This is a genomic window from Kushneria sp. EE4 (genome assembly GCF_977968315.1).
This window is the reverse complement of record NZ_OZ386212.1, coordinates 2,346,711-2,373,355: the sequence shown is the minus strand read 5'-3', so window position 1 is coordinate 2,373,355 and position 26,645 is coordinate 2,346,711. Positions and strand designations below refer to the sequence as shown.

Annotated in this window: 21 protein-coding genes; 12 read left to right on the top strand and 9 right to left on the bottom strand. The window is 63.7% G+C overall.

What is annotated here, in order from left to right; all coding sequences use genetic code 11:
• Position 1: 1 nt before the first annotated feature.
• The gene (locus tag ACXMYO_RS10780; protein WP_457808706.1) at positions 2 to 1,210 is read right to left on the bottom strand and encodes an isochorismate synthase; all 1,209 of its coding nucleotides are present in this window, start codon (positions 1,208 to 1,210) and stop codon (positions 2 to 4) included.
• A gap of 232 nt (positions 1,211 to 1,442) precedes the next feature.
• Between ACXMYO_RS10780 and ACXMYO_RS10775 the strand changes: the two genes are divergently transcribed.
• The 5 genes from ACXMYO_RS10775 (at position 1,443) to ACXMYO_RS10755 (ending at position 8,020) form a co-directional block, all read left to right on the top strand.
• The gene (locus ACXMYO_RS10775; RefSeq protein ID WP_457808705.1) at positions 1,443 to 3,221 is read left to right on the top strand and encodes an IucA/IucC family protein; all 1,779 of its coding nucleotides are present in this window, start codon (positions 1,443 to 1,445) and stop codon (positions 3,219 to 3,221) included.
• A 30-nt stretch (positions 3,222 to 3,251) separates the two neighbouring features.
• Positions 3,252 to 4,106, top strand: a complete 855-nt coding sequence (locus ACXMYO_RS10770) for a GNAT family N-acetyltransferase (protein WP_457808704.1) — start codon at positions 3,252 to 3,254, stop codon at positions 4,104 to 4,106.
• A complete protein-coding gene (locus ACXMYO_RS10765) occupies positions 4,106 to 6,034 on the top strand; it encodes an IucA/IucC family protein (protein WP_457808703.1) in 1,929 nt (642 codons plus the stop codon). Before ACXMYO_RS10770 ends, ACXMYO_RS10765 begins: the two co-directional genes overlap by 1 nt.
• A 21-nt stretch (positions 6,035 to 6,055) precedes the next feature.
• Positions 6,056 to 7,354, top strand: coding sequence for a lysine N(6)-hydroxylase/L-ornithine N(5)-oxygenase family protein (locus tag ACXMYO_RS10760; RefSeq protein ID WP_457808702.1), 1,299 nt, complete (start codon positions 6,056 to 6,058; stop codon positions 7,352 to 7,354).
• A 183-nt stretch (positions 7,355 to 7,537) separates the two neighbouring features.
• Positions 7,538 to 8,020, top strand: a complete 483-nt coding sequence (locus ACXMYO_RS10755) for a hypothetical protein (protein ID WP_438764566.1) — start codon at positions 7,538 to 7,540, stop codon at positions 8,018 to 8,020.
• Here the strand turns inward: ACXMYO_RS10755 and fhuF are convergent.
• Positions 8,011 to 8,760, bottom strand: coding sequence for a siderophore-iron reductase FhuF (fhuF, locus tag ACXMYO_RS10750; RefSeq protein ID WP_457808701.1), 750 nt, complete (start codon positions 8,758 to 8,760; stop codon positions 8,011 to 8,013). The genes ACXMYO_RS10755 and fhuF overlap by 10 nt on opposite strands.
• Positions 8,761 to 8,914: 154 nt before the next feature.
• Here fhuF and ACXMYO_RS10745 point away from each other — a divergent pair, with 154 nt between their 5' ends.
• From ACXMYO_RS10745 to ACXMYO_RS10715, 7 genes are all read left to right on the top strand, one after another.
• Positions 8,915 to 9,592 carry an HAD family hydrolase gene (locus ACXMYO_RS10745; RefSeq protein WP_457808700.1) on the top strand — a complete coding sequence of 226 codons (678 nt, stop codon included), beginning with the start codon at positions 8,915 to 8,917 and terminating at the stop codon, positions 9,590 to 9,592.
• A 6-nt stretch (positions 9,593 to 9,598) separates the two neighbouring features.
• Positions 9,599 to 10,468 (top strand): LysR family transcriptional regulator, encoded by an 870-nt coding sequence (locus tag ACXMYO_RS10740; protein WP_457808699.1) that lies wholly within the window; start codon positions 9,599 to 9,601, stop codon positions 10,466 to 10,468.
• 229 nt (positions 10,469 to 10,697) lie between these two features.
• Positions 10,698 to 11,441 (top strand): formate dehydrogenase accessory sulfurtransferase FdhD, encoded by a 744-nt coding sequence (locus ACXMYO_RS10735; RefSeq protein ID WP_457808698.1) that lies wholly within the window; start codon positions 10,698 to 10,700, stop codon positions 11,439 to 11,441.
• A gap of 85 nt (positions 11,442 to 11,526) precedes the next feature.
• A complete protein-coding gene (locus ACXMYO_RS10730; RefSeq protein WP_457808697.1) occupies positions 11,527 to 13,815 on the top strand; it encodes an FdhF/YdeP family oxidoreductase in 2,289 nt (762 codons plus the stop codon).
• Positions 13,815 to 14,111: a hypothetical protein gene (locus tag ACXMYO_RS10725; protein ID WP_438764559.1), complete on the top strand. Its 297-nt coding sequence runs from the start codon at positions 13,815 to 13,817 to the stop codon at positions 14,109 to 14,111. Before ACXMYO_RS10730 ends, ACXMYO_RS10725 begins: the two co-directional genes overlap by 1 nt.
• Positions 14,112 to 14,246: 135 nt before the next feature.
• Positions 14,247 to 15,950 (top strand): amidase, encoded by a 1,704-nt coding sequence (locus ACXMYO_RS10720; protein ID WP_457808696.1) that lies wholly within the window; start codon positions 14,247 to 14,249, stop codon positions 15,948 to 15,950.
• On the top strand, positions 15,947 to 16,303 hold the full coding sequence (locus ACXMYO_RS10715; RefSeq protein ID WP_457808695.1) for an I78 family peptidase inhibitor: 357 nt from the start codon (positions 15,947 to 15,949) through the stop codon (positions 16,301 to 16,303). The genes ACXMYO_RS10720 and ACXMYO_RS10715 overlap by 4 nt, the downstream gene beginning before the upstream one ends.
• Positions 16,304 to 16,310: 7 nt before the next feature.
• On the opposite strand, the gene ACXMYO_RS10710 is transcribed toward ACXMYO_RS10715, so the two are convergent.
• The 7 genes from ACXMYO_RS10710 to ACXMYO_RS10680 all read right to left on the bottom strand — a co-directional run bounded on the left by ACXMYO_RS10710 (position 16,311) and on the right by ACXMYO_RS10680 (position 26,511).
• Entirely contained in the window at positions 16,311 to 17,327 is a 1,017-nt protein-coding gene (locus ACXMYO_RS10710) for an acyltransferase family protein (RefSeq protein ID WP_438764555.1), read from the bottom strand.
• A 115-nt stretch (positions 17,328 to 17,442) separates the two neighbouring features.
• Entirely contained in the window at positions 17,443 to 18,675 is a 1,233-nt protein-coding gene (locus tag ACXMYO_RS10705; protein ID WP_457808694.1) for an EAL and HDOD domain-containing protein, read from the bottom strand.
• Between the two features lie 159 nt (positions 18,676 to 18,834).
• Complete coding sequence (locus ACXMYO_RS10700) at positions 18,835 to 19,470, bottom strand: glutathione S-transferase N-terminal domain-containing protein (protein ID WP_438764553.1); 636 nt, start codon at positions 19,468 to 19,470, stop codon at positions 18,835 to 18,837.
• A 154-nt stretch (positions 19,471 to 19,624) separates the two neighbouring features.
• Positions 19,625 to 21,991 (bottom strand): FdhF/YdeP family oxidoreductase, encoded by a 2,367-nt coding sequence (locus tag ACXMYO_RS10695; RefSeq protein WP_457808693.1) that lies wholly within the window; start codon positions 21,989 to 21,991, stop codon positions 19,625 to 19,627.
• A gap of 209 nt (positions 21,992 to 22,200) precedes the next feature.
• Positions 22,201 to 23,757 carry a DHA2 family efflux MFS transporter permease subunit gene (locus ACXMYO_RS10690; RefSeq protein ID WP_457808692.1) on the bottom strand — a complete coding sequence of 519 codons (1,557 nt, stop codon included), beginning with the start codon at positions 23,755 to 23,757 and terminating at the stop codon, positions 22,201 to 22,203.
• Positions 23,754 to 24,995, bottom strand: a complete 1,242-nt coding sequence (locus ACXMYO_RS10685) for an HlyD family efflux transporter periplasmic adaptor subunit (protein ID WP_457808691.1) — start codon at positions 24,993 to 24,995, stop codon at positions 23,754 to 23,756. The genes ACXMYO_RS10690 and ACXMYO_RS10685 overlap by 4 nt, the downstream gene beginning before the upstream one ends.
• The gene (locus tag ACXMYO_RS10680; protein ID WP_457808690.1) at positions 24,985 to 26,511 is read right to left on the bottom strand and encodes an efflux transporter outer membrane subunit; all 1,527 of its coding nucleotides are present in this window, start codon (positions 26,509 to 26,511) and stop codon (positions 24,985 to 24,987) included. The genes ACXMYO_RS10685 and ACXMYO_RS10680 overlap by 11 nt, the downstream gene beginning before the upstream one ends.
• Positions 26,512 to 26,645 lie beyond the last annotated feature (134 nt).

Here is a 26,645-nt window from a genome sequence, read left to right as displayed (position 1 = left end):
ATCAGGCAGTCGTGTTCGTGGCAGTGTCTTCATAATCAAGGCCCATGGCATCGAGCATGGTCCGCATCTTGGCCGCCGTTTCTTCCAGCTCGCTTTGCGGGTTCGAGCCCGGCACGACCCCGGCGCCGGCAAACACGCGCACGTGGTGGGGGGCGAGTTCGGCGCAGCGGATGGCAATGGCCCACTCGCCGTCGCCGGTTTCATCACACCAGCCGACCAGCCCGGTGAAATAGCCGCGCTCAAAGCCTTCCAGCGATTTGATCGCCTGATGGGCATCCTGCCAGGGCGCCCCGCATACGGCTGGCGTGGGGTGCAGTGCGGCCGCCACGCCCAGCGAGGTCAGATCCGGGTCGGCAAGCTCCCCTTCAAGCGTGGTGGACAGATGCCACATGCGATCGGTGGCGATCACCTCCGGGCCTTCCGGGATGTTTAGCGTTTGGCACAGCGGGCGCAGGGCAGCAACGATGGCCTCCACCACCAGCGCATGTTCGCGAAGGTCCTTGTCGGAGACGCGAAGCCCGTCGGCGCGACGCTGATCTTCTGCGGCGTCACCGTGGCGAGGAATGGAGCCGGCCAGCGGATTGGCAATGACGCGATTGCCTTCGCGGCGAATCAAAAGCTCGGGGCTGGCGCCGACAAGACTTTCATTCTCGCCGGTGGGCAGGGCGAAATTATAGCCCTGCGGATTGATGCTCAAAAGGCGCTTTAAAAGGGCGCGGGCATCCACCGGGGCCTGCGTCTGCACGCGCAGCGACCGGGCCAGCACCACCTTGTCGAGCGCGGTGGTGTCGAAAAGCGTCAGGGCGTGGTCCACGGCGTGACAGTAGTGTTCGGGCGAGGGCTCCGGCGTGATCGAATGGGCCCGGGTCTCCAGCGGGGCGCCGGTTGGACGCTGCCCGGACGTGTCGGGTGCGGCGCGCAGCAGCTCTTCAAAGACGAAAAGGCGGGCACTGTCAGCGTGATCAAACGGGATCAACCCCATGATGACAGGATCGGCATGCCCGTGTTGCCGGGCCGTATCAAACAGCGCACGGGCAGCGTCATCCAGCGTCTGCGCCCGGGCATCCGGGGTCCGGGACTGATGGGCAAGGCCTCGCCCGAGCAGGGTTGTCGCCGGTGAAGAGAAAAAGGCGTCGCCCGGTTTGAGTCCTTCAAGCAGCCCCCAGGGGGCCAGGGCAGGGGATAACCGGGAAGGCAGTGGCTGATTCACGTTGACTCCTGACAAGTCGCGTTGTCAGTGGACGGGCACCGAAAGGCTTGAGCCGGTGCGGTAACAAAGCGTCACTCTAGCCCAAATGAGAAACATTATCAAAATCATTTGTACTGGCAGGATGATGCCCTCCACCGGCGTTTTGACCCCGGCGCAGGCGCCTGTGTGATCGACTATGCTTGCCTCCACGCCGAAACATGCCGGCCAACGTCATCCATGACAGGAGTGCTCGATGCAGGACTTTCCTCGCCAGCCGGCGCCCGACGCCAGCACCCAATGGGCCGATCGACTGGCGGCGACCAGCCTTTTCAACGCGCTGCTGCGCGAAACTTCGCACTGGTGGCTGGAACGCCAGGGCGATGACGACATTGCCGTCATGCCGCTGACGCGCGAGCGTGACGTCTGCCTGCGCCTTCGCCTGACACATCGAAGCCTGTCGGGGCGCTGTCGAATCGAGCTGCCCATGATGCGGGCCACACCGCACACGATTGAAGCGATCTCTTTTGAACACGGCGTTGACGCGCTGCTGGCAAGCCCCTGGCTTTGCGAGCATCCGCTGGTCGGCACGCTTGATGAGGCGCGGCGCGAGACGTTTTTCAACAGCGTGATGGGCAGTCGTAACACCATTGCAGCGGCCCTTGCCGGGCGCGATGATCTGGACCATCTCATCGAAGGCCCGGTCGGCTTTCTCGACGCCGAGCAGGGCCTGCTGGTCGGGCACGACTTTCACCCGGCGCCCAAGTCGCAGGCCCCTTTTGATACCGAACAGGCGCGGGACTATACCCCGGAGCACCGGGCGAGCTTCGGGCTTGTCTGGTGGGGCGTGTCGCCGACGCGGGCGGTGGGCGATTCCAGCCGCGAACGCGCCGCGGCGGCGCTGATGCATGACCTGCTGCCCGAGACGCTGGCTGCGCGGCTGCCGGCAGGGTTTAGTGCGCTGCCCATGCACCCCTGGCAGGCGCGCTTTCTGCAAAAGCGCGAGGATATCGCCGCCATGATCGCAAATGAGGAACTGATCGTGCTGGGCGAAGAGAGTGGCGATCACGGCGTTGCCCGGCGCTGGCACCCGACCTCTTCACATCGCTCGCTTTACTGCGCGCAGACCGACTGGATGGTCAAGGGCTCGCTGTCGGCACGACTCACCAACTCGCTGCGGGTACTGCACGGTGATGAGGTGATGCGCGGGCTGCGTCTGGACCGCTGGTGGCCGAAGGTAAGCCCGGCCATCCGCGAGCACTTTCACCTGATGCAGGAGCCGGCCTGGCTGGGCTGGAAAACCGATGACGGTGATATCGACGAGGCGAGCCTGGCGCTGCTGCGCGAAAACCACATTGCAGGCCCGGATGCCGCCAGCGTGGTACTCGCCACGCTGACCCAGCCGCTGGGGGAAGCCGGGCAGACGCTGCTGGCCAACGGCATTCGGCGTCTGGCCGCGCTTGACGGGATCAGCGAGCGCGAGGCGGCGCTTGTGTGGTTTGACGCCTTCTGCGAACGGGTGCTCTCACCGCTGATTCGGCTGGTGGTCGAGGAGGGCATCGTGCTGCTGGCCCATCAGCAAAACATTGTGGTGCGTCTTGAGGGCGAACGACCCGTGGGGGTGGACTATCGCGACTGCCAGGGCAGCGGCGTCACGGACCATTTTCTGGCCCGTCATCCGAAAGAGATCGTCAGTCAGGACCATCGCATCACGGTTGAGAGGCTCAAGCGCTATTTCCCCTACTATGTCCTTGTCAATTCGACCCTTTCGGTGACGGCGGCGCTGAGCGAGGCGCGATGTATCGATGAACACGAACTGGTGGCGCATCTGCGAGCGCATCTGGAGACGCTGCGCGAGCAGTGCCGTGACGGCGACACCACGCTGCTCGATCACCTGCTGACGTCGACAACGCTTGAGGTCAAGGGCAACTTCTTTTGCTATCTGGCCGGCATCAACGAATCGACTCTGGATGATCCGGCAACGATCTATCTGGACATGCCCAACCCGCTGCTGATCGAGACACCCACGCCCTGAACCATGACCCTGACACCGCGAGAAATCACCATGTCCAGCCATGACGATCTGTCGGCCAGCGAAACGCTGACGCCTTCACCGGCGCGAACACTTCTGGAAGCCATCGATCACCATTTCGCGACCCACCCCGAATGTCGCCTGCTGATACTTGACGACGCCTGGCGCGCCGACCCGCACTGGTACCCGCTGTGCCAGGCGCTGGGCGCCCCAAGGGTACTGCGCGAGAGCTTCTATCAGCGGCCGTGGCAGTGGCTTGTGTCCGACTACGCCGCCCAGCCCTTTGACATCGAGCGCGGCCTGCCAAAGCGTCCGCCAGCGCTCCGGGGCGTGGTCTATGAACGCCTCGATCCGCGGCTGGAAAGCCGTCTCACTCTGCGGGCCTGCGAACACGAGCGCGATCTTGAGCGCGTGCACCAGTGGATGCAGCAGGAACGCGTGGCGCGCTTCTGGCAGCAGGACAAGCCGCGTGATGAATTCAGCGACTGGCTGGACCAGCGGCTGGCCGAGCCCCATCGCCTGTCATTGATTGCCGAGCTGGACGGCGAGGCGTTTGGTTACTTCGAGCTCTATTGGGCCCCCGAAGACGTGCTGGGTGAGTATTACCCCTGGCAGGCCTTTGATCGCGGCCTGCATGTGCTGGTCGGCGAAGAGGCATTTCGCGGCGCGCACTTCGTGGATGGCTGGCTGACCGCGCTGCAGCACTACGCGTATCTAAGCGAACCGCGCACCGAGCGCATCGTGCTGGAACCCGATGCCGGCAACGAGCGCATCTTTCGCCATCTCGAGCGGCTGGGGCTTTTCAGCCGGCGCGAATTCGATCTGCCCGACAAGCGCGCCATGCTGGTCATGGGCACGCGCCACCACTTCTTTGGACAGGTGATGTGATGCTGCCGGACACCGGTAAGTCGATACTGCCGCCACAGCTTGCCGCCATCGACCCTGACGAGGCCATTCGTCGCCACTGGGCGCGTGCCAACCGGGCGCTGATCGCCAGGATGATCAGCGAGCTGGCCTATGAACAGGTGCTGTTGCCCGAGGCCGATGGAAAAACCGAGAGCGATAACAAGGGCTGGCGGCTCGATATCGATGCACTCGCCCCGGATGAGCGCAGCACCTCGACGGGGAGTCACGCCTGCGGGCGCTGGCACTTCCGGGCCCGGACCAATCTGTGGGGCCAGCTGCTGATCGATGCCGAAAGCCTTGCCGGCCCGACAGGCGCGGGCGAGACGCCGGAGGCGGCCGAGTTTCTGCTGGCACTTGCCCCCGGCATGGGCATGAACGACGCGCAGCTCGCCGAGCATCTCGAGGATCTTTTCAACACCCTGCGCGGTGACTGCTATCTCATCGAGGTCCATCAGCGCCTGGGCGCCGATGAGGCGATCGGCCTTGCCGAGCCTCAGCGTCAGGCCGTGCTGGACGGGCATCCGAAATTTTTGTTCAACAAGGGACGGCGCGGCTGGGGCGTTGAGTCGCTTATGCGCTACGCCCCGGAGTATGCCCGTCCGTTTCAGGTCGAATGGCTGATGGTGCGCCGCGAGCGGCTCAAGAGCAGCCGCATGGCCATCGATGAGGCCACGCTGCTCGATAGTGTGCTGGAAGAGGAGGACAAGCGTGCCCTGCTGGCGGCGCGTGATGGCAAGTGTGCGGTGCTGGGCGAGCGGGCCGAGGCCTATGCGCTGATGCCGGTCCACCCCTGGCAGTGGGCGCGCATGCTTTCCATGCTGCACGTGGGCGATATAGGCCGCGGCGACATGGCCTGGCTGGGCGCCTTCGGCGATCACTTCGTGGCCCAGCAGTCGCTGCGCACGCTGACCAACGCCAGCCGGCCGGGGCGCTTTGATCTCAAGCTGCCGATCACCATCATGAACACCTCAAGCTATCGCGGCATCCCGGGGCAGTACATGCTGGCAGGCCCGGCCGCTTCCCACTGGCTGCAGGCGCGCGCCGGCGATGATGACGAGCTCGCGTGCGCCGGGCTCGAGGTGCTGGCCGAGCCGGCGTCTGCCGTGGTCGAGCACCACCAGTACGGCCGGCTGGATGACGCGCCGTATCGCTTTCGCGAGCTGTGCGGCGTGATCTGGCGTGAAGGGCTGGCCCCGCGGGTAGGCGACAATGAGCACGCCCTTTTGATGTCGGAGCTGATGCAGTGCGACGGCCACGGTCGGGCCTGGCTTGCCGCCTACATCGAGGCCTCCGGCATGGAGGCCGAGCAGTGGCTTTCCGCCATGTTCGAGGCCACGCTGATCCCGATGTATCATCTGATCTGCCGGTTCGGGGTCATTATCATCGCCCACGGGCAGAACCTGACCCTGATTTTGCGCGATGGCGTGCCGCACCGTCTGGCGCTCAAGGACTTTCAGGGCGATCTGCGCCTGGTCGACGAAGACTTTCCCGAGGCGCATGACCTGCCGCGTGAGCTGGTGGATGTCACCGTGCGCCTGGGGCCGGAAAAGCTGATTCACGACCTGCAGACCGGCCACTTCGTGACGCTTTTGCGCTTTGTCGCGCCTCTGGCCGAGCAGGCGGGTGTGAGCGAGACGCGCTTTTATCAGCTCTGCGCCGCGGCGTTGAGAGACTACATGGCGCGTCACGAAACACTGCAGGCCCGCTTTGACATGTTTAGTCTGTTCAAGCCGCGTATCCTGCGCCTGGGGCTTAACCGCTCAAAGTTTCTGCATGCCAATGACCACTCGGCGGCGCGCATGCTGCCGGACATGGATCATTTGATCGATAACCCGCTCTATTACTGCCTGAGTGATGAGGATTCGCTGCGCCGCCACGGCGAGGCGGCGCTGACACGTCAGGGAGCGTAACGACCCGAGATATTGCCCAACATGGCTGATACCCCCGAGCTTCTGGACCTGGCCGGCATCGGCGCCGGTCCGTTCAACTTAAGCATTGCCGCACTGGCCGCCGACCGTCTGCCCCGGCTGTCCACGCGGTTTTTTGATCGCCAAAAGCGCTACGCCTGGCATGAAGGCATGATGCTGCCGGACACGCATCTGCAGACCGGCTTTTTAAAGGATCTGGTCACCGCGGTCGATCCGACCAGCCGCTGGTCGTTTCTCAACTATCTGGTTCAGCACCGGCGCTTTTATCGCTTCCTGAACGCCGAGCTTTCCACGGTCTCGCGGGCGGAGTTTTCCGACTATCTGCGCTGGGCCGCCGAGGGGCTCGACAACGTCTGGCTGGACCACAGCGTGCGTGAAATCGATCACGACGGCGCGCATTTTCGGCTCAGGACCGATACCCGGGACTTTTGCGCGCGGCATCTGTGTCTGGGCAGCGGCAAGTTGCCCTGGCTGCCGGTCTTTGCCCGCGAGCATCAGGGCGAGCGCTGTCTGCACGCCGAATCGATTGCCTGGCGCGCGCGGGATTTTACCCACCAGCGTGTGGTGATTGTCGGCGGCGGCCAGAGCGGGGCGGATATCTTTATCAATGCCTTGCGCGGTCACTGGGGACCGCCCAAATCGCTGCACTGGCTCTCGCGCCGGCGCAACTTCCAGCCGCTGGATGAGACGGCGTTTACCAACGAATACTTCACGCCCGGCTATACCTCGCAGTTTGCCGGACTGGAAGACGAGGTGCGCCGGCGCGAGGTCAGCGCGCAGAAATATGCCAGCGACGGCATTACGCCCGCGGCGCTGACCGAAATCTATCAGACGCTCTATCACCGCTTTGATGTGATGCACGAGCCGCGCTGGGCGCATCTGCTGCCCCATCGCGAGGCGGTCGACATGATCCGTGTCGCACAGGGCTTTGCTCTGCAGGCCCGACACGGCACCACCGGGGTGCTTGAACACTTTGAGGCGGACGTGGTGATTTTTGCCACCGGTTTTGAATCGAGTCTGCCCGAGTGCATGGCGCCGCTGGCCGACCGGATCGGGCTGGACGCGCACGGCGAGCCGAGCATGGGGCGTCATTTCCTGCTCGACTGGCAGGGTGGCGGCGACAGTCGCATCTATGCCGTTAATGCCGGACGCACCCGCTACGGCATCGCCGAGCCGCAGCTGTCGCTGATGGCCTGGCGCTCGGCGGTGATTCTCAACCACTTGAGCGGCGAAGCGATGTTTGATCTGGAAGACGACCCCGGTCCGATCGACTGGTCGCCGCAGGGGCCGCAATCAGCATAACGGCAAGGTGAGCGCGAGCCATTCAGGGCACACTGTGGCCCTGTTCGTTCGTCAGGGGTGCCTTTCGAAGGGCACGCACACAGCAATGAACCAACCCAACGGCGCCGATGTCACAACCATCGACGACCTTCAAACAAGGCAGTGACGGCCACTGCATCATCGACCAGACAGGACATGAGGACCATGAACAACCAGACGTTGCGCAAGCGAGCGATCGTGATGTGGGCAGTGGTATCGCTGCCGATTCTGTGGCTTTTTGCCGTGATTACCAGTCCTGCCTTTGGCGTGTTTCAGATTGTGAGCTTCGCGCTGCTTCTAATCTCGGCGGCCATTGCCTTTCACGTGCTGACCGACATTCTCTGGCGTCGGGGCGTGGGCTACAGTCAGAACGGCTTCTGGCAGCAGCTGGACAGGTCACTGCGTCGCGCCGTGGGCGGCTACGCCTTCTGTCTGGCAGCCGCCGCGCTGTATGCCATCTTCCAGAACGCCTTTGTGGCGGCCATCGCCTTTTTGCTGGCCATCTTCGGGGTCTGGTGGATTCTTGGCGGCATGCTGCACGTCATGGAGCAGATGTATGAAGACGAGCTGCACACGCGCCGTGAGGCCAGCCTCGCTCGCCGTGAGGCCACCGAGGACACCGGCGAGCAGGACAACGCTCAGGCCTGAGCCGAGTGTTCATCGGGGCGGGTGGTCTTGAGCCGCGGGCAGTTGCCGCACAGCCCCAGCGAGTCATCGAGATAGCGCAGGCAGCACATTCGGCGACAGCGCCACGGCTCGACCTCGCCGCTGTCGTCGACCACGTCGATATAGTCCACTGGGCGGTAGAACGGGTTGCGCTGGCGGTCCGGCAGCTGACGCTGCGCCATCATGGCGCGTGCGCCCTCGATCTCGAAAGTGCTCGCCAGCCCCTGGCGTGCCAGCTCATTGACCGCAAACTCGAAGTAGACCGCAGCATTGCTCCACAGCACGCGAGGCGAGAAATGCACCCGGCGGGCGAGCGCGTCGATCAGCGGTGTGAGATGGCGCGCGATCAGCGGACAAAAGCGCACACAGCCGTTGTCCAGGCTGATGGTGCCCTCGTGCGGCAGCACGAACCGCTCGGGTGTGCCGTCATCTGCGAGCACCACCCCCATCTCCTCCAGACCGGTCGGCAGATGAACATCGCGACAGAGTTCGATCACCGTGACGGGAATGATCAGCTGACTCAGATAGTGCTTTGACCACTGCGTGGCGATCGCGCGGCGCTCCCGAGGGCCGTGATGGTCGCTAAAGCGTGTCAGAACCTCTTCCAGCACGTCCTGCTCCAGCAGGCGGCGCACGGGCATGGCCCCTTCCACGGCTGCACCCCGACAGGTCAGGGCCGTACCAAAACGCGCCAGTCGCTCGTTGAACAGGGCGTCAAACATGACGGGTTACCTCCGGGATGGCCGACACCTTGCAGGTCAGGCATTCATGTGTGAATGAGAATGATTCTAGCAATGAAACCGGGGCGTGTAGTTGCCTGAATGCGCCTGTTGCTGGACCATGTCGATCATTGCCACCGCCACGGGAAGTCTCTGCATGCAGCCATCCGGGAAGTATCGCATCGTATTGTTTGATTTTGACGGCACGCTGGCCGATTCCGAGAGCGCCCATCACCGGGTATGGAACGAGATTCTCGGTGAGATGGGGGCCCACATTGATGATGAGGAGTATAAGCGGGAAAGCTCGGGGACCCCGGTTACCCAGGAGGTCGAGCGGCTGATTCGCACCCGCGGGCTCGATATCTCGCCGCAGGCGCTGGTCGATCGCAAGGTCGAGCGCACCGTGGCAAGTTTTACCGAAAATCCGATCGCGCTGATGGATCACGCCCTCGAGATCCTCGAGTGGTGTCGGGCCCGTGGCCTGGCCACGGCGCTGGTGACCGGCAGCGGTCGCGAGGAGATCGCCCCGACCATCGAGCATTACGATCTTGCCGGATTTTTTGACCACGTCGTGACCCGCAACGACGTCACGCACTCCAAGCCCCATCCGGACTGCTATCTGAAGGCGCTGGGCCTGTGCGGCATCGAGGCCGACCAGGCTGTGGCCATCGAAGACACTCGTCACGGTGTAGACGCCGCCTGCGCCGCCGGCATCGATGTGATCGTCATTCCCAACGCCTATTCGTGCGGTCAGGACACCAGTCGCGCCACGGCCCGACTGGAGAGTCTGGCGCAGGCGCGTGACTGGATCGATGCGCGTCGCGCGCCGTGCTGACCCGGCATGGATCATCGACAGCTCGGTTTTCTGGTGGCGCTGGCCCGCGAGCGCCATTTCGGGCGCGCCGCCACGGCCTGTAATGTCACCCAGCCCACCCTTTCGGCGCGGCTCAAGCAGCTGGAAGAGGAGCTGGGCTGTGCGCTGATCATTCGCGGCCACCGCTTTGAGGGGCTGACCCCTGAAGGCGAGCACGTGCTGAGCCACGCCCGGCGCATTCTCGCCTCGCTCGATGAGCTCAACGCCGAACTCGACCCTAAAAGCCCACCCAGCGGTTCGTTGCGCCTGGGGCTCATTCCCTCGGCGCTCGGCGCCGTTAGCCGCTGGATCGTGCCGCTGCGCGAGCAGTATCCGGGCCTGTCGCTGCGGCTGATGGAGCGGGCAACCCTGCCGCTGATGCAGTCGCTGATGGAGGGCGATATCGACGTGGCGGTGGGCTATCTCGATGTCCCGGCCGCCGAGCCCTTTGTGGCGCGGCGGCTCTATATCGAGCGCTATGCGCTGCTGGCGCGCGAGGACCGCTTTACGCTGCCGGACAGGCCCGTCTGGGCCGATATTGGTGCCTTTCCACTGTGTCTTCTGACACCGGACATGCAGCAGCGCCATCGGGTGGACATTCATGCCCGCCGCGAGGGCGTAACGCTTTCGCCGGTGCTTGAGACCGAATCCATGGCATCGCTTGAGCGGCTGGTCGAGCAGGGCGCCGGTGTCGGCATCGTGGAGCAGCACAAACCCGCCGCCGGATACCCGCCGGGGCTGATACACCGCCTGCTGCCGGCCACCGAGGAGGACCCGCCGGTGGGGCTTTTGTGGCGCGCCGGGGCGCCGCCCTCGCGCCGGCTTCGGGCGCTTCTGGAGTGGCTGCGCGAGCCCTGAGCGCCTCCTGCAGATTCATCGTCGATTGATGATGCTCAAGAACTTGATGACGTTGACGGATTTGATAGACGCCATCGATCAATTCATGTCGCGGCTCCATTGGAGCGCGCCGCGAGCGCGGCGTTAAACTACCCCCACTCGCCATCCCGTGCAGCGCCATGCAGGGCGATGTCCCGTTGCGGGCATCGCATTCATTGTCATGATCGTCTGCCAGAGGAGTCGTATTGCCATGTCGCTTTCCGAGTACGAGGACGCTACCAAAACCCCCGGCGAGCAGCTCAACGGGCCGCCGGAGCTGCCGATTACGCTGTCCTTCAACGAGACCGCCTATGCCTCCGTGCTGGCCACGCCCGAGGCGCTGGAGCACTGGGCCATCGGCTTTGCCTTCAGCGAAGGCATGATCACCCGCGCCTCTCAGGTCAGCGAGATCACCACCGATCGATTGCGCCATGGCGTGCGGGTGCGTCTGAACGTGGCGGCGCACATTGAACGCCTGGCCGGCGAACGCCGCCGCGTGACCTCGGCCTCGTCAAGCTGCGGGCGCTGTGGCAGTGCCGAGGAAGCGCAGATGATGGAAGGGCTGCAGCGTCTGCCCGCCAGTACCCCGCCGCCGCCGGCACAGCTTGAAAGGGCGCTCGAGCAGCTCTCGAGTGAAGGCCAGCCCGGGCTTCACATGGCGCTGGGCTTTGACGATGACGGTCAGCGGCTTGGCACCGGGGTCGATATCGGCCGGCACAACGCACTCGACAAGCTGATCGGTGCCTCGCTGGTTGAGGGCCGCCCCCTGTCGATGGTGCTGCTGTCGAGCCGCTGCAGCCTGGAGCTTGTGCAAAAGGCGGTACGCGCCGGCATTCCGACGCTGGCCACGCTGTCTCATCCTTCAACGCTGGCGGTCGATATCGCCCGCCTGTGCGCGCTGAATCTGATCTGCTGTCATCGAGGCCGGCGTCTGACCCTGCTCAGCAGCGGCTGATGCGGCGTCTGCTCGCCCTGGGCGAGCTGTATCGATGTTCTTGTGTGACCTGTCTGCTCCAACCGTCTGACATAAAGAGTTTTCCGTGACCCAATCCAGGGAACGCATTTTCGAATATACCCACCCGGCCGCCGGCTGGGGCGCGCTGATCTCCGTTGGTCGGCATCTGCGTCACAGCCGTGCGCCGCTGTCCAACGTGCGGGCGCTTTTAAAGCTCAATCAGCCCGACGGCTTTGACTGCCCGGGCTGTGCCTGGGGCGACCCCGAACACGCCTCGTCGTTCGAGTTCTGCGAAAACGGTGTCAAGGCGATCACCTGGGAGACCACCGCCAAGCGGGTCACGCCGCGCTTTTTCAGGCGCTGGTCGGTCAGCGAGATGAAAACCTGGGACGACTATCGCCTGGAGGATCAGGGGCGTCTGATCTCGCCGATGCGCTATAACCCTGAGACCGACCACTACGAGTCGATCTCCTGGGCGGATGCCTGTCAGCTGGTGGCCGATCGTCTCAAGGCGCTGGATCATCCCGACCAGGCGCTTTTCTATACCTCGGGCAAGGCGTGCAACGAGTCGGCCTGGGTCTTTCAGCTGCTGGCGCGTTTGTACGGCACCAATAACCTGCCGGACTGCTCCAACATGTGCCATGAGGCCAGCGGCACCGGGCTTTCCGAGGCATTGGGCACCGGCAAGGGCAGCGTGCTGCTGGAGGATTTCGAGAAGGCGGAAGCGATTTTCACCTTCGGCCAGAACCCGGGTACCAACCACCCGCGCATGCTGGGCACCCTGCGAGAGGCGGCCGATCACGGCTGTCAGATCGTGGCGTTCAACACGCTCAAGGAGCGCGGGCTGGAGCGCTTTGCCGACCCGCAACGCAAGCTGGAAATGGCCACCGGCGGCAGCGGTCGTATCAGTTCGCTCTATCTCTGTCCGGCCCTGGGCGGGGATATGGCCGCCATTCGCGGCATGGCCAAAATCGTGTTCGAGCGCGACGACCGGGACGGCAACGTGCTCGATCGTGACTTCATCGAGCGCCATACCGATGGGATCGAGGCGTGGCGCGCCGTGGTCGAGGCCACGCCCTGGGCGGCGATCGAGGCGCAGTCGGGGCTGAGTCGCGAAGAGATCACCGAGGCCGCCGAGGTCTATATCCGGTCCAATGCCACCATCTGTGCCTGGGCGATGGGCATCACCCAGCACGAGCATTCGGTCGCCACGGTACGCGAGATCATCAATTTCCTGCTGCTCAGGGGCAACATCGGCAAGCCCGGTGCGGGCACCTGCCCGGTGCGCGGACACTCCAACGTGCAGGGCGATCGCACCATGGGCATCTATGAAAAACCTGACGAGGCGTTTCTGGACGCGCTGGAAGCCTTCTATGGCGTGGCGATGCCGCGCGAGCATGGCCATGACACGGTCTCGGCCATTCGCGCCATGCGCGACGGCCAGTGTCGCGTCTTTATCGGCCTGGGCGGTAATTTCGCCCGGGCGACCTCCGATACCCCCGTCTGTGAGGCGGCACTGGAACGCTGTGATCTGACGGTCCACATGAGCACCAAGCTCAACCGCAGCCACCTGGTCACCGGGCGTGATGCGCTGATTCTGCCGGTCATTGGTCGCGTTGAGGTGGACCGCCGCGCCGATGGCAAGGCGCAGCTGATTACCGTGGAAGACTCGATGAGTATGGTTCACGGCTCCGCCGGGATTCACAAGCCGGCCTCCAAAGAGCTGCGCTCGGAAATCGCCATTCTCACCGGCATTGCCCAGGCGCTGCTGGGCAGTGACGTAGTGGACTGGGAGGCATTGAACGCCGATTACGACCGCATCCGTGACCACGTCGAAGGCGTCCTGCCGGGCTTTGAAGATTTCAACACCCGCGTGCGCCAGGAGCGTGGCTTCTGGCTGGGCAACCCCGGCGCGCGGCGCGAGTTTCCCACCGACACCGGTTTTGCCAGGTTCTCAAACGAGCCGCTGCCCGAGGCGGTACTGCATCAAAAACTCGCCCGGCGCGAGGGCTGGCTGACCCTGCAGACCCTGCGCAGCCACGATCAGTACAACACCACAATCTATGGCTACAACGACCGCTACCGGGGCGTGGAAGGCACGCGCCGGGTGATCTTTCTAAGCGCTCATGACATCCACCGTCTGGGACTGGTCAAAAACGACTGGGTCAATCTGATCGGCGCGTCCGATGACGGGATCGAGCGCCGTGCCGACGGCTTTCGCGTGGTGGAGTACGACACGCCCCATGGCTGCGCGGCGGCCTACTATCCCGAGACCAATCCGCTGATTCCACTGGACAGCGTCGGCATCAAGAGCAACACGCCCAACTCCAAGTCGGTGGCCGTTCGTCTTGAGAAGAGTCAGCGGCTGGCCTGATGGATCTCGAGCAACTGACCCCTGAGCAGCTGTCGCGCCTTGAACGCTGGCTGCAGCGCCACCCGGACCTTGATGGCCTGGAGGCGCTGCTGCTCGAGCGTCTGGAGGCCGGCGAGGCCGTCGGGAAAGGGCACCAGGACAGTGGCCGGCTCTCCCGCGAGCTGGATATGGCGCATGCGCTGGTGCGGCGTGCGGCGTCTTCTCTCGAGGCGCAGGGTCTGGTCGAGACCACTTCGCGCCGCGGGGCCGGCCCCGGTCTCCGGCTTTCGCTGATCACTGATGCGGCGAATGTTTGAAGCCTGACGCCCGGGCCGGCATGTGCCGTCTTGCAGGCGGTCGGCATCAATCGATCTTCCCGGCTTGATGCCGGCGGCTTCAGGGGGCACGATGCGGGCTTCCTGAACAGGACGTGTCCAGCACGTGGGGAGCACATGATGTTTCGGCTCGGCTTCGGCCGGCGTCTTCGGTGGCGCGCGGTATCCGGCATGCTGATGGGGCTGGCGCTGGTGTCATCATTGAGCGCCGCAGGCGGCGCTGACGCCGCACCTGGTAATCGATCCCTGCAGCTTGAGCAGCGAAGCCTTCCCGAGCTGCGCGGCATGCTCGATCGCGGTGAGGTGACTTCCGAGCAGCTGACCCGCTTTTATCTGGCCCGTATCGGCGCACTGGATGATCAGGGCCCCACCATCAACGCCATTCTGGATCTGGCCCCCGGCGCCATCGCCCGGGCCCGCGAGCTTGACCGTCACCGCGACGAGGGCGGTCACGGGCCGCTCTACGGCATCCCCTTTGTGGTCAAGGACAACATCGATGTCATGGGGCTGCCCACCTCGGGGGGCTCCATGGTGCTTTCGCACGCCTATCCCGAAGACAGCGCCCACGTGGTCCAGCAGCTGGAGCAGGCCGGGGCGATTTTGCTGGGCAAGACCAACATGACCGAATTTGCTGCCAGCTACGGGGATACCGGCTACAGCTCCCGCGGCGGCATTACCCGCAACCCGTGGCGGCTCGATCGCAGCGTGCTGGGCTCGAGCAGCGGCTCGGCCGCCGCCGTGGCGGCCGGGTTTGCCCCCTTTGCCATCGGCACCGATACCGAAGGCTCCGTGCGCGGACCGGCCCATGCCACGGGGCTTGTGGCGATGCGCCCGGCGCTGGGCCGGGTCAGCCGTGACGGCATTATTCCCCTGGCGATGTCCTTTGACACGCCGGCCCCCATGACGCGCACCGTGCAGGGCAACGCCTGGGTGCTGGCCGCCATGGCCGGCCGCGATGACGATGATGAAGCCACCTGGTTCAACGACCGCGCGCCGCTGGAGCACATCGAGTCCCTGTCGGTGCCGGCGACGTCCACACCGCTGGAAGGGCTGCGCGTGGGGGTGATCGAGCATCGCGAGGCGGGCAATCGCCAGATCGAGGCGCGCTTTGCCCGGGTGCTTGAGCGTTTCAGGGCGCTGGGCATCACGCCCGTACAGGTCACGCTGGCGTCGCACTACCTCGATCTCTGGCCCGGCGCGGTGGGCCCGGTACACGAAGCGGAGTTCCAGCCCCAGCTTGAGCGCTATCTGCGCCAGTTCGGTGAGGGGCAGCCGCACACGCTCAAGGAGATCATCGAGCGCTGCGAGGCGCTCAATCAGCATGCCGGCGACAATCCGCCGGTGACGCCGCGCCGGATTCGGGGCATGCATTATCGCCTCAGCGAGCGCCGGGAAGGCTCGCCCGGCTATCTGGAGGTGGTGTCGCGACGTATCCCCGAGCTTCGCGAGCATCTGGCACAGTTCATGGCAGACAACGAGCTTGATGCCCTGATCTTTCCCACCGAGGCCTGCCCGGCGCCGCCGCTGGAAGGCGGCGAGCACGATGACTACGAGTGCACGGCCGGGGAGCCGTTTGCGCTGGGCTACATCGCCTCTGCCACCGGCTTTCCCGAGCTGACGCTGCCGATGGGCACCACTCGCGCCGGGGTGCCGATCAACGTGTCGCTTCTGGGCGGCGAGCGTCAGGAGGCGGCACTCTATCGGCTGGGGCTGGCATTTATGCAGGACGTCGCCGATGATGATCTGCTTGCACTGCCCGCCATGGCGCCGCTGAAACTGCCCGGGCAGAACGCTGCCACTTTTGATCGGAGATCGCCATGAAACACTCGCTGCTCACCGCGCTTGCGACAACGGTTTTGCTGGGACTGGGCGGCTGTGCCTGGTTTGGTGGGGGCAGCGATGATGCCGCGACCTCGCCGGCAGACACTGACGCGGTTGCCGCCAACGATGCCGCTCCGGACGAGGCGCAAAAGGCCTGTGGCGCGGATCGTCTCAAGGCGTTGACCGGGGCCAGGCTGGATCAGAACGTGCGCCAGCACATCGTGGATCAGAGCCAGGCGCGCCAGTTTCGCGTGCTGGCCCCGGATACCATGCACACGATGGACTATCACGAGGACCGGCTGAACATTCGCGTCAATGAGCAGGGCGTGATCCAGTCGTTCGGCTGCGGCTAGTCGCGTATCACGCCGCCGCCGGGGCCCGACGCGGCGGCTTGAGCCGGGCGGCGAGCTGTTTTTCCAGCAGCTCGAAGCTTGCTCTGGACAGCGCGGCAATGAGCACCATGCTGATCGCCAGCGTCAGCCAGATCGGCAGGCCCCAGTGCTCGTGGAGCAGGGCGTTGGCCAGCCACAGCACGATGATATGAGCCAGATAGACGGAATAGGACTGATCCCCCATCTGCTTGAGAACGCCGCAGCCGGTAAACACCGGTTCAAGACGAATCATGGCGATGACGAGCAGCGCCGCCGGCAGCCCCCACACCAGCAGTCGCCATGAACTCTGATCGGTAAAGCAGAGCATGAGCGCCACACTCCCCAGCGCCACGGCAACCCAGGGCCAGCGGCTGTCAGCCGCCGACAGCCAGCCATGGCGATAGAGCATGCCCACGCCCAGACCCAGCAGAAATTCGTAAATGATGGGGTCGGCGTAGAAGCTGCTGACCATGTCCAGATGGGACAGGGTGAGATTGAGAACCATGATCATGGCCAGTACGGCCCACAGTCTTACGCGCGGCGGCAGTAGAAAGGAGAGGGCAAAGACGAGATAAAACATCATCTCGAAATTGAGCGTCCAGCCCACCGGCAGTATGGGGTAGTCGCCAAAGCCTGCCGGATTTTCATTGGGAATAAAGAAAAGCCCCATGATCAACGAGGGCAGGTCCAGCCCGTATTCCGGCATCAGCTCACCGGCAAACAAGAGAATGGCGGCCGTTACGGCGGTATAGAACCAGTAGACCGGCACGATACGCGCCGCGCGCTGCCACAAAAAGCGCAGGGTCTTCATCGAACGGTCGGCCGTGGTGATGTAGATGACAAAGCCGCTGATCACAAAAAAGATATCCACACCCATCTGCCCTCGGGTTGAAAGCAGATGGCCGGCCGGATTATCGGTGTCAAAGCCAAAAAAGACCTGCATGACGTGGTGAAAGACCACAAGCCAGGCGGCCAGGGCGCGAAGCGCCTGTACGGAGATGAGCATACAACGTGTCCTGTCGTGCGATGGGCGGTCCATGCCTGCCTGAATCAGGACGGGGAGTATAGGACACTGCATCGGCGACAGGATTCACCGCTCTGAACGATTTTTCCGACAGGCGTTACTTGTCCCGATTGGCCCGCGCAAGGGCCTGCTGATAGGCGTCGGTGATCTGCTCGGTGGACAGTCCCAGATGCGCCAGGCGAGGCCAGTCGATGATCTCCCACCGGGCCTTTTGATAGTCGATGGCCGTTTGCAGGATCAGGCCCAGCGGCCCGGTATGATGCATCAGGGCGGCTTCGATATCCGGATGGACGGGAATGCTTGCCAGGATCTCTTCCAGCGGCTGATCCATGAAGCTGTCAAGACAAGAGAACAGGCCCACGGTAAAGCCCATCTCGCTGGTCTGACCGGGGAGATGACTGGCCAGCTGATGGCAGAAGTGACCCAGCATCATGGCCAGCTGCTGCAGGGCGTGCGGCTTGTCATCAAAGCGCGACAGCACCAGAAGACTTGCCAGGCTTCGAATACGCGACAGTCCCAGCGCCATGACCGCGCCGTGCAGGGAAGTGACCGGGCGGCTTTGCTGGGCAAAGGCGGAGTTGGCCATGCGCAGCAGACGAACGCTTAAAAAGGGGTCGCGCTGGACGGTTTCTGCCATGTCGCGCATGGAGATATCGGCGGCGTTGAGCTCGGCCAGAAGTCTCAGGGTGTTGAGACGATTGACCGGCATGACCCGACCATAGACCGGCTCCGGCCGTGCCAGAAAATAGCCCTGAAACAGCGTGCAGCCTGCCTCCATGGCAATTCGATAGTCCTGCTTTGTCTCGATCTTCTCAGCCAGCAGCTGAAGGTCGGGATAGCGTGCCTTCAGCGCCATCACGGCGTGGGTAAGTGCCTCGGCGGTATAGGCGGGGTAGTCGAGCTTGACGATATCGGTAAAGGGCAGCAGCGGATGGCTGGCATCCTCGAGCGTGTAGTCATCCAGCGCCATGACATGGCCTTGCTCACGCAGGCGCGTCAGCGCCTCGATGACCTCGGGCGTATCGGTGACATCTTCGAGAATCTCGATGATCAGGGCCCGGGAGTCGAAGGGGATGTCCCGCGTCAGGCTGTCGGCGGTGAAATTGACATAGGCAGGCTGGCTGTCGCACACCTCGTCGATATCGGAGGCCGTAAAGGCGTTGATCAGGACCTGACTGGTGGCGCGATTGCCATCAAAATCGGCGGCCACGATCGGGCCGCCGCCATAGGGGCGAAACAGCAGCTCATAACCGGCAAGCTGCAGCTGGCGGTCATAGATGGGTTGACGGGCAAACAGTACGCCGGCGCTGTCGTTGGAGTCTTCGCTCATGGTGTCTTGGTATCGTTGAAATAACGTCTGCGCTATGGCCTTGAATAACCGCGATGCCGGTGGCTTTTATTAGCATTCACCTGTGGTCTTGTATCGTTATCGTCCGGCATCGCTGTGGCTTGAGGGTGGGTTATTCGAAAAGTCATGTGCCTGAAGACGCTACATCGTCAGGGCTCGTGCGTTTTCATCAGGGATGTCCTGCATCGAGACAAAGCCCGGGATCTCCTCGATGCGCCCGCACCAGTGCACCACATGCGGCCAGTCGAGCAGCAAAAGGCCGGCCTGGTCGGCAATATGGGTATGGGCAAACAGGGCGATATCGGCAAGCGAGAGCGTATCGCCGGCCAGAAAGGGCTGCATGCTCAGCGTCTGTTCCATGATATCCAGCGCTTGACGCGCATTTTCCTGACGTGCGACCAGCTCCTCGAGTCGCTCGCTCGGATCCCCCTGATACCAGTGAATCAGACGGGCCACCGATAGTGAGGGCTCATGGCGATGCTGCTCGAAAAACATCCACTGCAGCATCCGGGCCCGGTCGAATTCATCGTCGGGCACTAGGGCACTGTTGCAGGCCAGGTAATAGAGAATGGCGTTGGATTCCACCAGCGTGCGCCCATCGTGGCGCTCCAGCATGGGAATGCGGCGCGCGGGATTGCGGGTGGCAAAGTCGTCGCTTCGGGTCTCGCCGGTCAAAAAATCGACATCGAACCAGCGATGACCGATTTCCAGCAGTGCCAGGGTGAGTCTGACCTTGTAGCAGTTGCCCGAACGATAGTCGCCGTAGACGGTCATCATGGCATCGTCTCCGTGATCTGGTGGCCCATGAGAAGAATGCAGACAGTGTGGCACAACCCGTCAGGGCCATCCTTAAGCCTTTGGCAATGTAACGTAACAGGGCCCTGCCACGCGGGTGGCAGGGCCCTGATAAGCAGTGCTGGAGCGGATGCGATCAGGCGGTGGCCAGCAGCCCGGTCTGGCGCTGGACCTGTTCGGTATCCATCAGATGAATGGTCACCGGCACCGACTTGGCCGCAATCGTATGGCTGCGCTCGTCACGGTTGGCGATCGGTATCAGCCCGTTGGTTTCGGGGTAATAGGCCGCCGCGCAACCTTCGGGCACGTCATAGGGCATGACGCGAAAGCCGGCCGCGTGGCGTGCGATGCCGTCTTCTGCCACGGCGCGAAACTCGATCATGTTGCCTTCTTCAAGGCCGAGCCTTTTGATATCGGCCGGGTTCATCATGACTACCATGCGCGTGCCGTACACGTCGCGATAGCGGTCATCCAGCGAGTACACCGTGGTGTTGAACTGATCATGCCCGCGGGTGGTGATCAGCTGAAAATAGTCGGCCTGCGGCGAGGTCATGCCGGTATCGAGCGTGTCGCCGGGAAAGAGGAAGTTGGCGCGGCCGCTGTCGGTTTCCCAGACCCGCTCGCGCGCGGCGTTGTAGAGATGGAAACCGCCGGGGGTACCCACGCGAGCGTTATAGTCCTTGAACATGTCCGGAAAGACCGCCTCGATGCGATCGCGAATGCGCGCATAGTCCTCGCTGAGCCACTCCCAGTCGACCTTCGTGTGCGGGGGCAGCGTGGCGCGGGCGATACCGGCGATGATCGCCACCTCGGATTTGAGATGGGGCGAGGCCGGCTCGATCTGGCCGGTCGAGGCGTTGACGTTGCTCATGCCGTCTTCAAGGGTGACGGTCTGCAGCACGCCGGCCTGGATGTCCTTCTCGGTACGGGCCAGACACGGCAGGATAAAGGCCTTCTTGCCGTGGATCAGGTGGCTGCGGTTGAGCTTGGTCGAAATCTGCACGGTCATTTTCAGCGTATTGAGCGTCTTCTCGGCGACCCGATCGATGTCGGGAATGGCGCGAAAGAAGTTGCCGCCCAGTCCGATAAAGGTATCCACGCCACCGTCCAGAATGGATTCACAGCACTGGGCCACATCAGCGCCGTGCTGGCGCGGTGACTCGATGTCGAACACCTGGTCGAGCTGGCTTAGAAATTCTTCGCCCGGCTTTTGGTAGATGCCAACGGTGCGGTCGCCCTGCACGTTGGAGTGCCCCCGTACCGGACAGGCCCCGGCACCGCGCCGGCCGATATTGCCTCGCAAAAGCAGCAGATTGACGATCTGCTGCACGCCGTCACCGCCGTGCGTCTGCTGGGTAATGCCCATGCCCCAGCAGCAGATGACACGCTCGGCGTTCATGTAGACCTCGGCGGCCTGTTCGATCGCCGCCCGGGTCAGTCCCGAATGGCGCTCGATGCGTTCCCAGTCCAGCGCGCGACAGTGATCGGCGAAGGCCTCCAGGCCGTGGGTATGGGCCTCGATGAATTCGTGATCCAGAACCCGCTTGTCGCCGCTGGCCTGTGCCCGGTCGTCGGCCTCGATCACCACCTTGCACATCCCCTGAATGGCGGCAATGTCGCCGCCGATGCGCACCTGATGGTACTGCGAGCTGATGGTCGTGCCGGCAGGCTTTAGCATGTCCTTCGGGCTTTGCGGGTTGGCAAAGCGCACCAGCGCCTTCTCGCGCAGCGGGTTGAAGGTCACCACGGCGCCGCCGCGGCCCACCAGCTCGTGCAGATTGCCCATCATGCGCGGGCTGTTGGTGCCGGTGTTTTGACCGAAGATAAAGACCGCGTCAGTGTGATCGAAATCGTCCAGCGTGGTTGTGGCCTTGCCCACGCCCAGACTGTCGGGCAGCGAGACCGTGGTGGTCTCGTGACACATGTTGGAGCAGTCAGGGAAGTTGTTGATGCCGTACATGCGACCGAACAGCTGATACATGAACGCCGATTCGTTGGGCGCATGGCCCGAGGTATACAGCTGTACTCGCCAGCGGTCCTTTTGGGCCTTGAGTTCTTCGCCGATCTCGCGAAAGGCGTCATCCCAGCTGACCGCCTCGTACCTGTCGGTTTCGGCGTTGTAGCGCATCGGGTGGGTCAAACGCCCCTGACTTTCCAGCTCGTGGTCGCTCCATTCAGAGAGCTCGGTGACGGTGTGGCGTTCGAAAAATTCCGGGCGGACGCGCTTGCGGGTGGCCTCCCAGGCCACGGCCTTGGCGCCGTTTTCACAGAACTCGGCCATGGCCGGTTTGACCGGGTCGGGCCAGGCGCAGCTGGGGCACTTGAAGCCGTTGTGCTTGTTCATCGACAGCATCAATCGGTTGCCGATAAAGGGCACCTGCTGGCGGAACATGTGCTCCTCGACGGCCCGGATGGCCAGCCAGCCGCCGCCGGGCGAGGTGCCCTCGTCCTGACTGCCGTAAACCCGGTCGTTACTCTCGTGCGCGGTATGCTTTTTCACCATGATGGCCTCCGTGCCAATACGGTTGAAAGATGACAGACGGCGCTGACGATACCGTGACAGTCAGGCAGACAGAACTTGCCGAAAGCGTCGCTTTTGACTGGCAGGGAGGGGATTTCAGACAGCGTCAGCACCAAGGATAGTCGGTCAGGGTAGTCTGGCACATGAGCTTAATTGGTGCTTAATGGATAGTGAGAAAAGACTCGATAAGCTCAGTGCATCGGGCCGCCGGCGGGGAAGGGCGGGCGCGCCAGCCAGATCAGGGCCGTGGTGATAATAAAAATAATGCCAAAGATCCAGATGACATCGTTGAACGCCATGGTAGCGGCCTGAGCGTTGACGACCTCGTTGATCATCATCCAGGCGCGCTGGTCCTGCAGGCCCAGCGTGCCGAGCTGATCCAGATAGTGTTCGGTGGCCGGGCTGCCGGGCACGACCGACTCGGTCAGGCGCGCATGATGGTAGATGCTGCGATGGTCATAAAGCGTCACCGACACCGCTGTGGAGATACTGGTGGCCAGCGTTCGGCAGAAATTGGAAAGTCCGGAGGCGTCGGCAATCTGATCGTCTCTGAGTCCGGCAAAAATGATCTGATTGATAGGAACGAAAAAGAACGCCACGCCGGCGCCCATCACGAAGCGGGGCATGGCCAGCTCACCAAACGCAATCTGGCTGTTAAAGCCTGCCGCCCAGAACGAGCAGAAGGCAAAGATGCCAAAGCCCACGGTGACCAGCACGCGCAGGTCAAAATGGTTTTGAAAGCGCCCGACCAGCGGCGAGGCAAACAGCGCCAGGATACCGATGGGCGCCACGGCAAGCCCCGCCCAGGTGGCGTTATAGCCCATCACCTGCTGCACCCAGTTGGGGGTGATGACGGTATTGCCGAAAAAGGCAAACATGCCCAGCGACAGACACAGCGTACCGATGGCGAAGTTGCGCTGGCCGAACAGGCGCAGATTGACCACCGGGCGGCGGTGCATCAGCACCCAGGCAATCAGAAAGGTAATGCCGACCAGCGCCACAATGCCCAGCGTCACGATCATGGGGGAGGCAAACCAGTCGTGGTCGTTGCCGTTGTCGAGCATGAACTGCAGCGCCCCCACGCCCACGATCAAAAGCCCCAGGCCGATAACATCCACCGGCACGCGGGTGGTTTTCGATTCGCGCCCGCGCAAAAGCCAAAGGCTTAACACCAGCGAGAGAATGCCGACCGGGATATTGATGTAAAAAATCCACGGCCAGGAGTAGTTGTCGGTCAGCCAGCCGCCCAGAATCGGGCCACAGATGGGGGCAACCACCACCGTCATCGCCCACAGTCCGATGGCCATGCTGCGTTTTTCCGACGGATAGTTCTTTAATAAAAGCGTCTGGGTCAGCGGCACCAGCGGCCCGGAGACCGCGCCCTGCAGCAAGCGAAAGACCACCAGCATGATCATGCTGTTGGCCAGCCCGCACAGCGCCGAGAACACGATAAAAAGCGAGATGGAGGTGCAAAAAAGGCGCACCTCGCCAAAACGGCGCGCCAGCCAGCCGGTCAGGGGCTGGGCAATGGCGCTGGAGAGCGCGTAGGCGCTGATCGCCCAGGTGCCTTCGCTGGTACTCACTCCCATGTCGCCGGCGATGGTATGTACCGAGACGTTGACGATGGAAATGTCGAGCACCTCCATGAAGGTGGCAAGTCCCATGGCCAGCGTCAGCAGTACCAGCTTGATACCGCGCAGCGGCGGCAGCGCTTCCTGCGCGGGGGATGCGGTGGCCGCCTCGCTCATGGCGTGGCGCGGTCGTCAGCGTCGGTGAGCAGCTCACCGGCGTTGTCGCGAATGATGATGCGGGCCGCGTCATCGGCCTGGCGCTGTCGCGCGTCAAACACCTCGGTATGCTGCGGCGGTCGCACTCGGGGCGCCTCTGCCAGCATGGGGCCATCGGCGTCATCATTCAGCTCGATCCGGGTGTAGGTGGAAAGCCCCACCCGCAGGGGATGGGACTCGAGCGTGTCGCCATCGAGGGTGATACGTACCGGTACGCGCTGGACCACCTTGATCCAGTTGCCGGTGGCGTTCTGGGCCGGCAGCAGGGAAAACGCCGCCCCGGTGCCCGCCGACAGCCCGGCCACGTGGCCGTGATAGACCACGTCCGAGCCGTAGAAATCGGTGGTCACACTCGCGGCCTGGCCGATGCGCACCCGCCCCAGCTGGGTCTCCTTGAAATTGGCATCCACCCAGAGATCATGGAGCGGCACGACCGCTAGCAGCGGCTGACCGGCCTGCACGCTCTGACCGAGCTGCACCTGTCGGCTGGCCACACGACCGTCGACCGGCGCGATCACCTGCGTTCTTTGCTGGGCAAGCCAGGCATTGCGATAGGCGGCGCGTGCCTGCAAAACGCCCGGGTCGTGCCACAGATCGTTGCCGTCGATCAGCGCGTGCGCCGCACGGGCCTGCGCGCGGGCCTGATCGAGCTGTGCCTGGGCGGCATTGAACTGGCGCCGGGCGCTGTCGACCTCTTCCCTTGAAGCGGCGCGCTGCGCCAGCAGGGGCTTGCGGCGTTGATACTCGTCGCGGGCACGTTCGAACTGCGCCTGCGCGGTGACCGTGGCGGCATCAAGCTGAACGGCCTGTGCCTGCTGCCGGCGATATTGACGCACGGCCTGTGCCAGCTGCCCGGCGGCCTGATCAAGGGCATTGCGGGTGTCGCTGTCGTCGAGCGTGATCAGCACCTGGCCACGCTTGACCGGCTCGGTGTCCTCGACGTTGATGGCGGTCACGGTGGCGTTGATCTGTGCGGAGACGTTGACCTGATCGCCCTGCACATAGGCATCATCGGTAATGACCCGGGTGCTGAGAACCAGCGCATCCAGCAGATACCAGCCGATGCCGGCGAGCACGAACACCAGGGCGATAATGATCAAAATGATGTTGCGCTTTTTGTGCGACACCGGCGCCTCGGGATGGTCGCCTTCAACGGGCGGTTGACCGGCGTCGGCCGTGTGATCGGTCTCAGTGGCCATCGGTTGTGCTTCCACTCGTTAGATAGCGCGCATCACGCTCGGGTACGCGGCCATGATAACCGCCGCCCAGAGCATGAATCAGCTGTATTCGGGTATCGAGCAGCTCGCCATCGAGCGCCAGGCGGTTCATTTGCTCCCGGACCAGCCCCTGCTGCGCCTCGATCAGGGCGCGCGGGTCCTCGACCCCACGCGCGTCGCGCTGGCGGGCAAGCTCGAGGCGATGCTGAAAGCTTTGGAGCGCCTGCGTCTGTGCGGCACGCTGCGCCTCGATCTGATCCATGGTGACGGTCTGGCGCGCCACATCCTGGGCGGCGTCCACGACGCGCTGGTTGTAGTCGGCAATGGCACTTTCAAGTTGTGCGCGGCTGGCGTTATAGCGCGCATCGAGCCGGCCGCCTTCGAAAATGGGCAGCGTGACCGCCGGGCCGAACGAGGCCACCGCGACATCTTCGTTGCGACCGCTGCCCAGCGGGTGCACGCGCAAAAAGCCTGCCAGTGCCGACAGGCTGACGTTGGGATAGTAGTCGGCACGTGCCTGGTCGATACCACGCATGCCGGCCTCGACCTGCCAGCGGCTGGCCATGATGTCCGGGCGCCGCGCGATCAGCTCGAGCCCGGCCTCCTGCGGCAGGGTGGTGTCCAGATGCGGCAGCGGTGCGGGTGTCAGGTCATCGAGCTGATCCGGCGACACGCCCATCAGGGCGGCCAGCTGCACCTGGTCCAGCCGGGCGGCACCCTCGATCTGCGCGCGCTGCTGCTCAAGACTCGAGATCTGTTCGCGGGCCTGATCCAGCCGTGCCGGGTTTTCGATATCGCGTTCAACGCGCAGGGCGGTAATCCGTACACTATCGCGGCTCGAGGCCAGCAGCGCCGCCAGGCTCGACAGCTGAGCCTGGCGCAGCTGCCAGTCCATGTAGGCGCGGGTGATACCTGCCTGCAGGGCGCTGGCGGCCGCGGCCTGCTCAAGCCGTGCGGCGTGGCGCTGATCCATGGCAGCCTCGATGGCGGCGCGCTTTTTGCCCCACCAGTCAAACTCCCAGTCAAACGAGAGGGTGGCCAGCCCCACATTGCTGCGCTGGCTGGCGCCGGTGCTGTCGGTCTCGAAACCGGTCAGCCCGAGCGCCGGGTATTCAAGGTCGGTGTGGCTGATGCTCTGGTTGGCCCGCGCGCTGCCTTCAATCTGCGCGCTTGTATCGGCCTGACGGCCCTCGAGCTGACGGGAGGCGGCGTCAAAGCGGGCGCGAGCGCTGTCCAGCGACGGCGCCTCGCGCATGGCACGCTCGATCAGGGCATTGAGCTGTGGGTCATTAAAGTCATGCCACCACCGGGTATCCGGCCAGTGGCCGGCCGTGTCCCGGCCGTGTTCGAGCCCGGCCAGCGGGGCGTGCTCGCGCAGGCTCAGCTCGGCCGGCGCCATGCCGGGGGCACCGCAGGCACTCAGCAGCAGGCAGGTCAGTATCACGCCCGGCAGGGCAGCGCCGAAGCGACGAAAAAGAAGGGCTGAGAAATGATTCATCATGTTCCCGGTGAAATGGCAGGCGCCATGGTAATACATATTGACGGCACGCAAGGGCGAATGCTTTCGCAGGCATTTTTCAGCACCAGACAAGCCCGCTGCACTAATGTAGGTCTGACTGTCGCGCGTGTCGC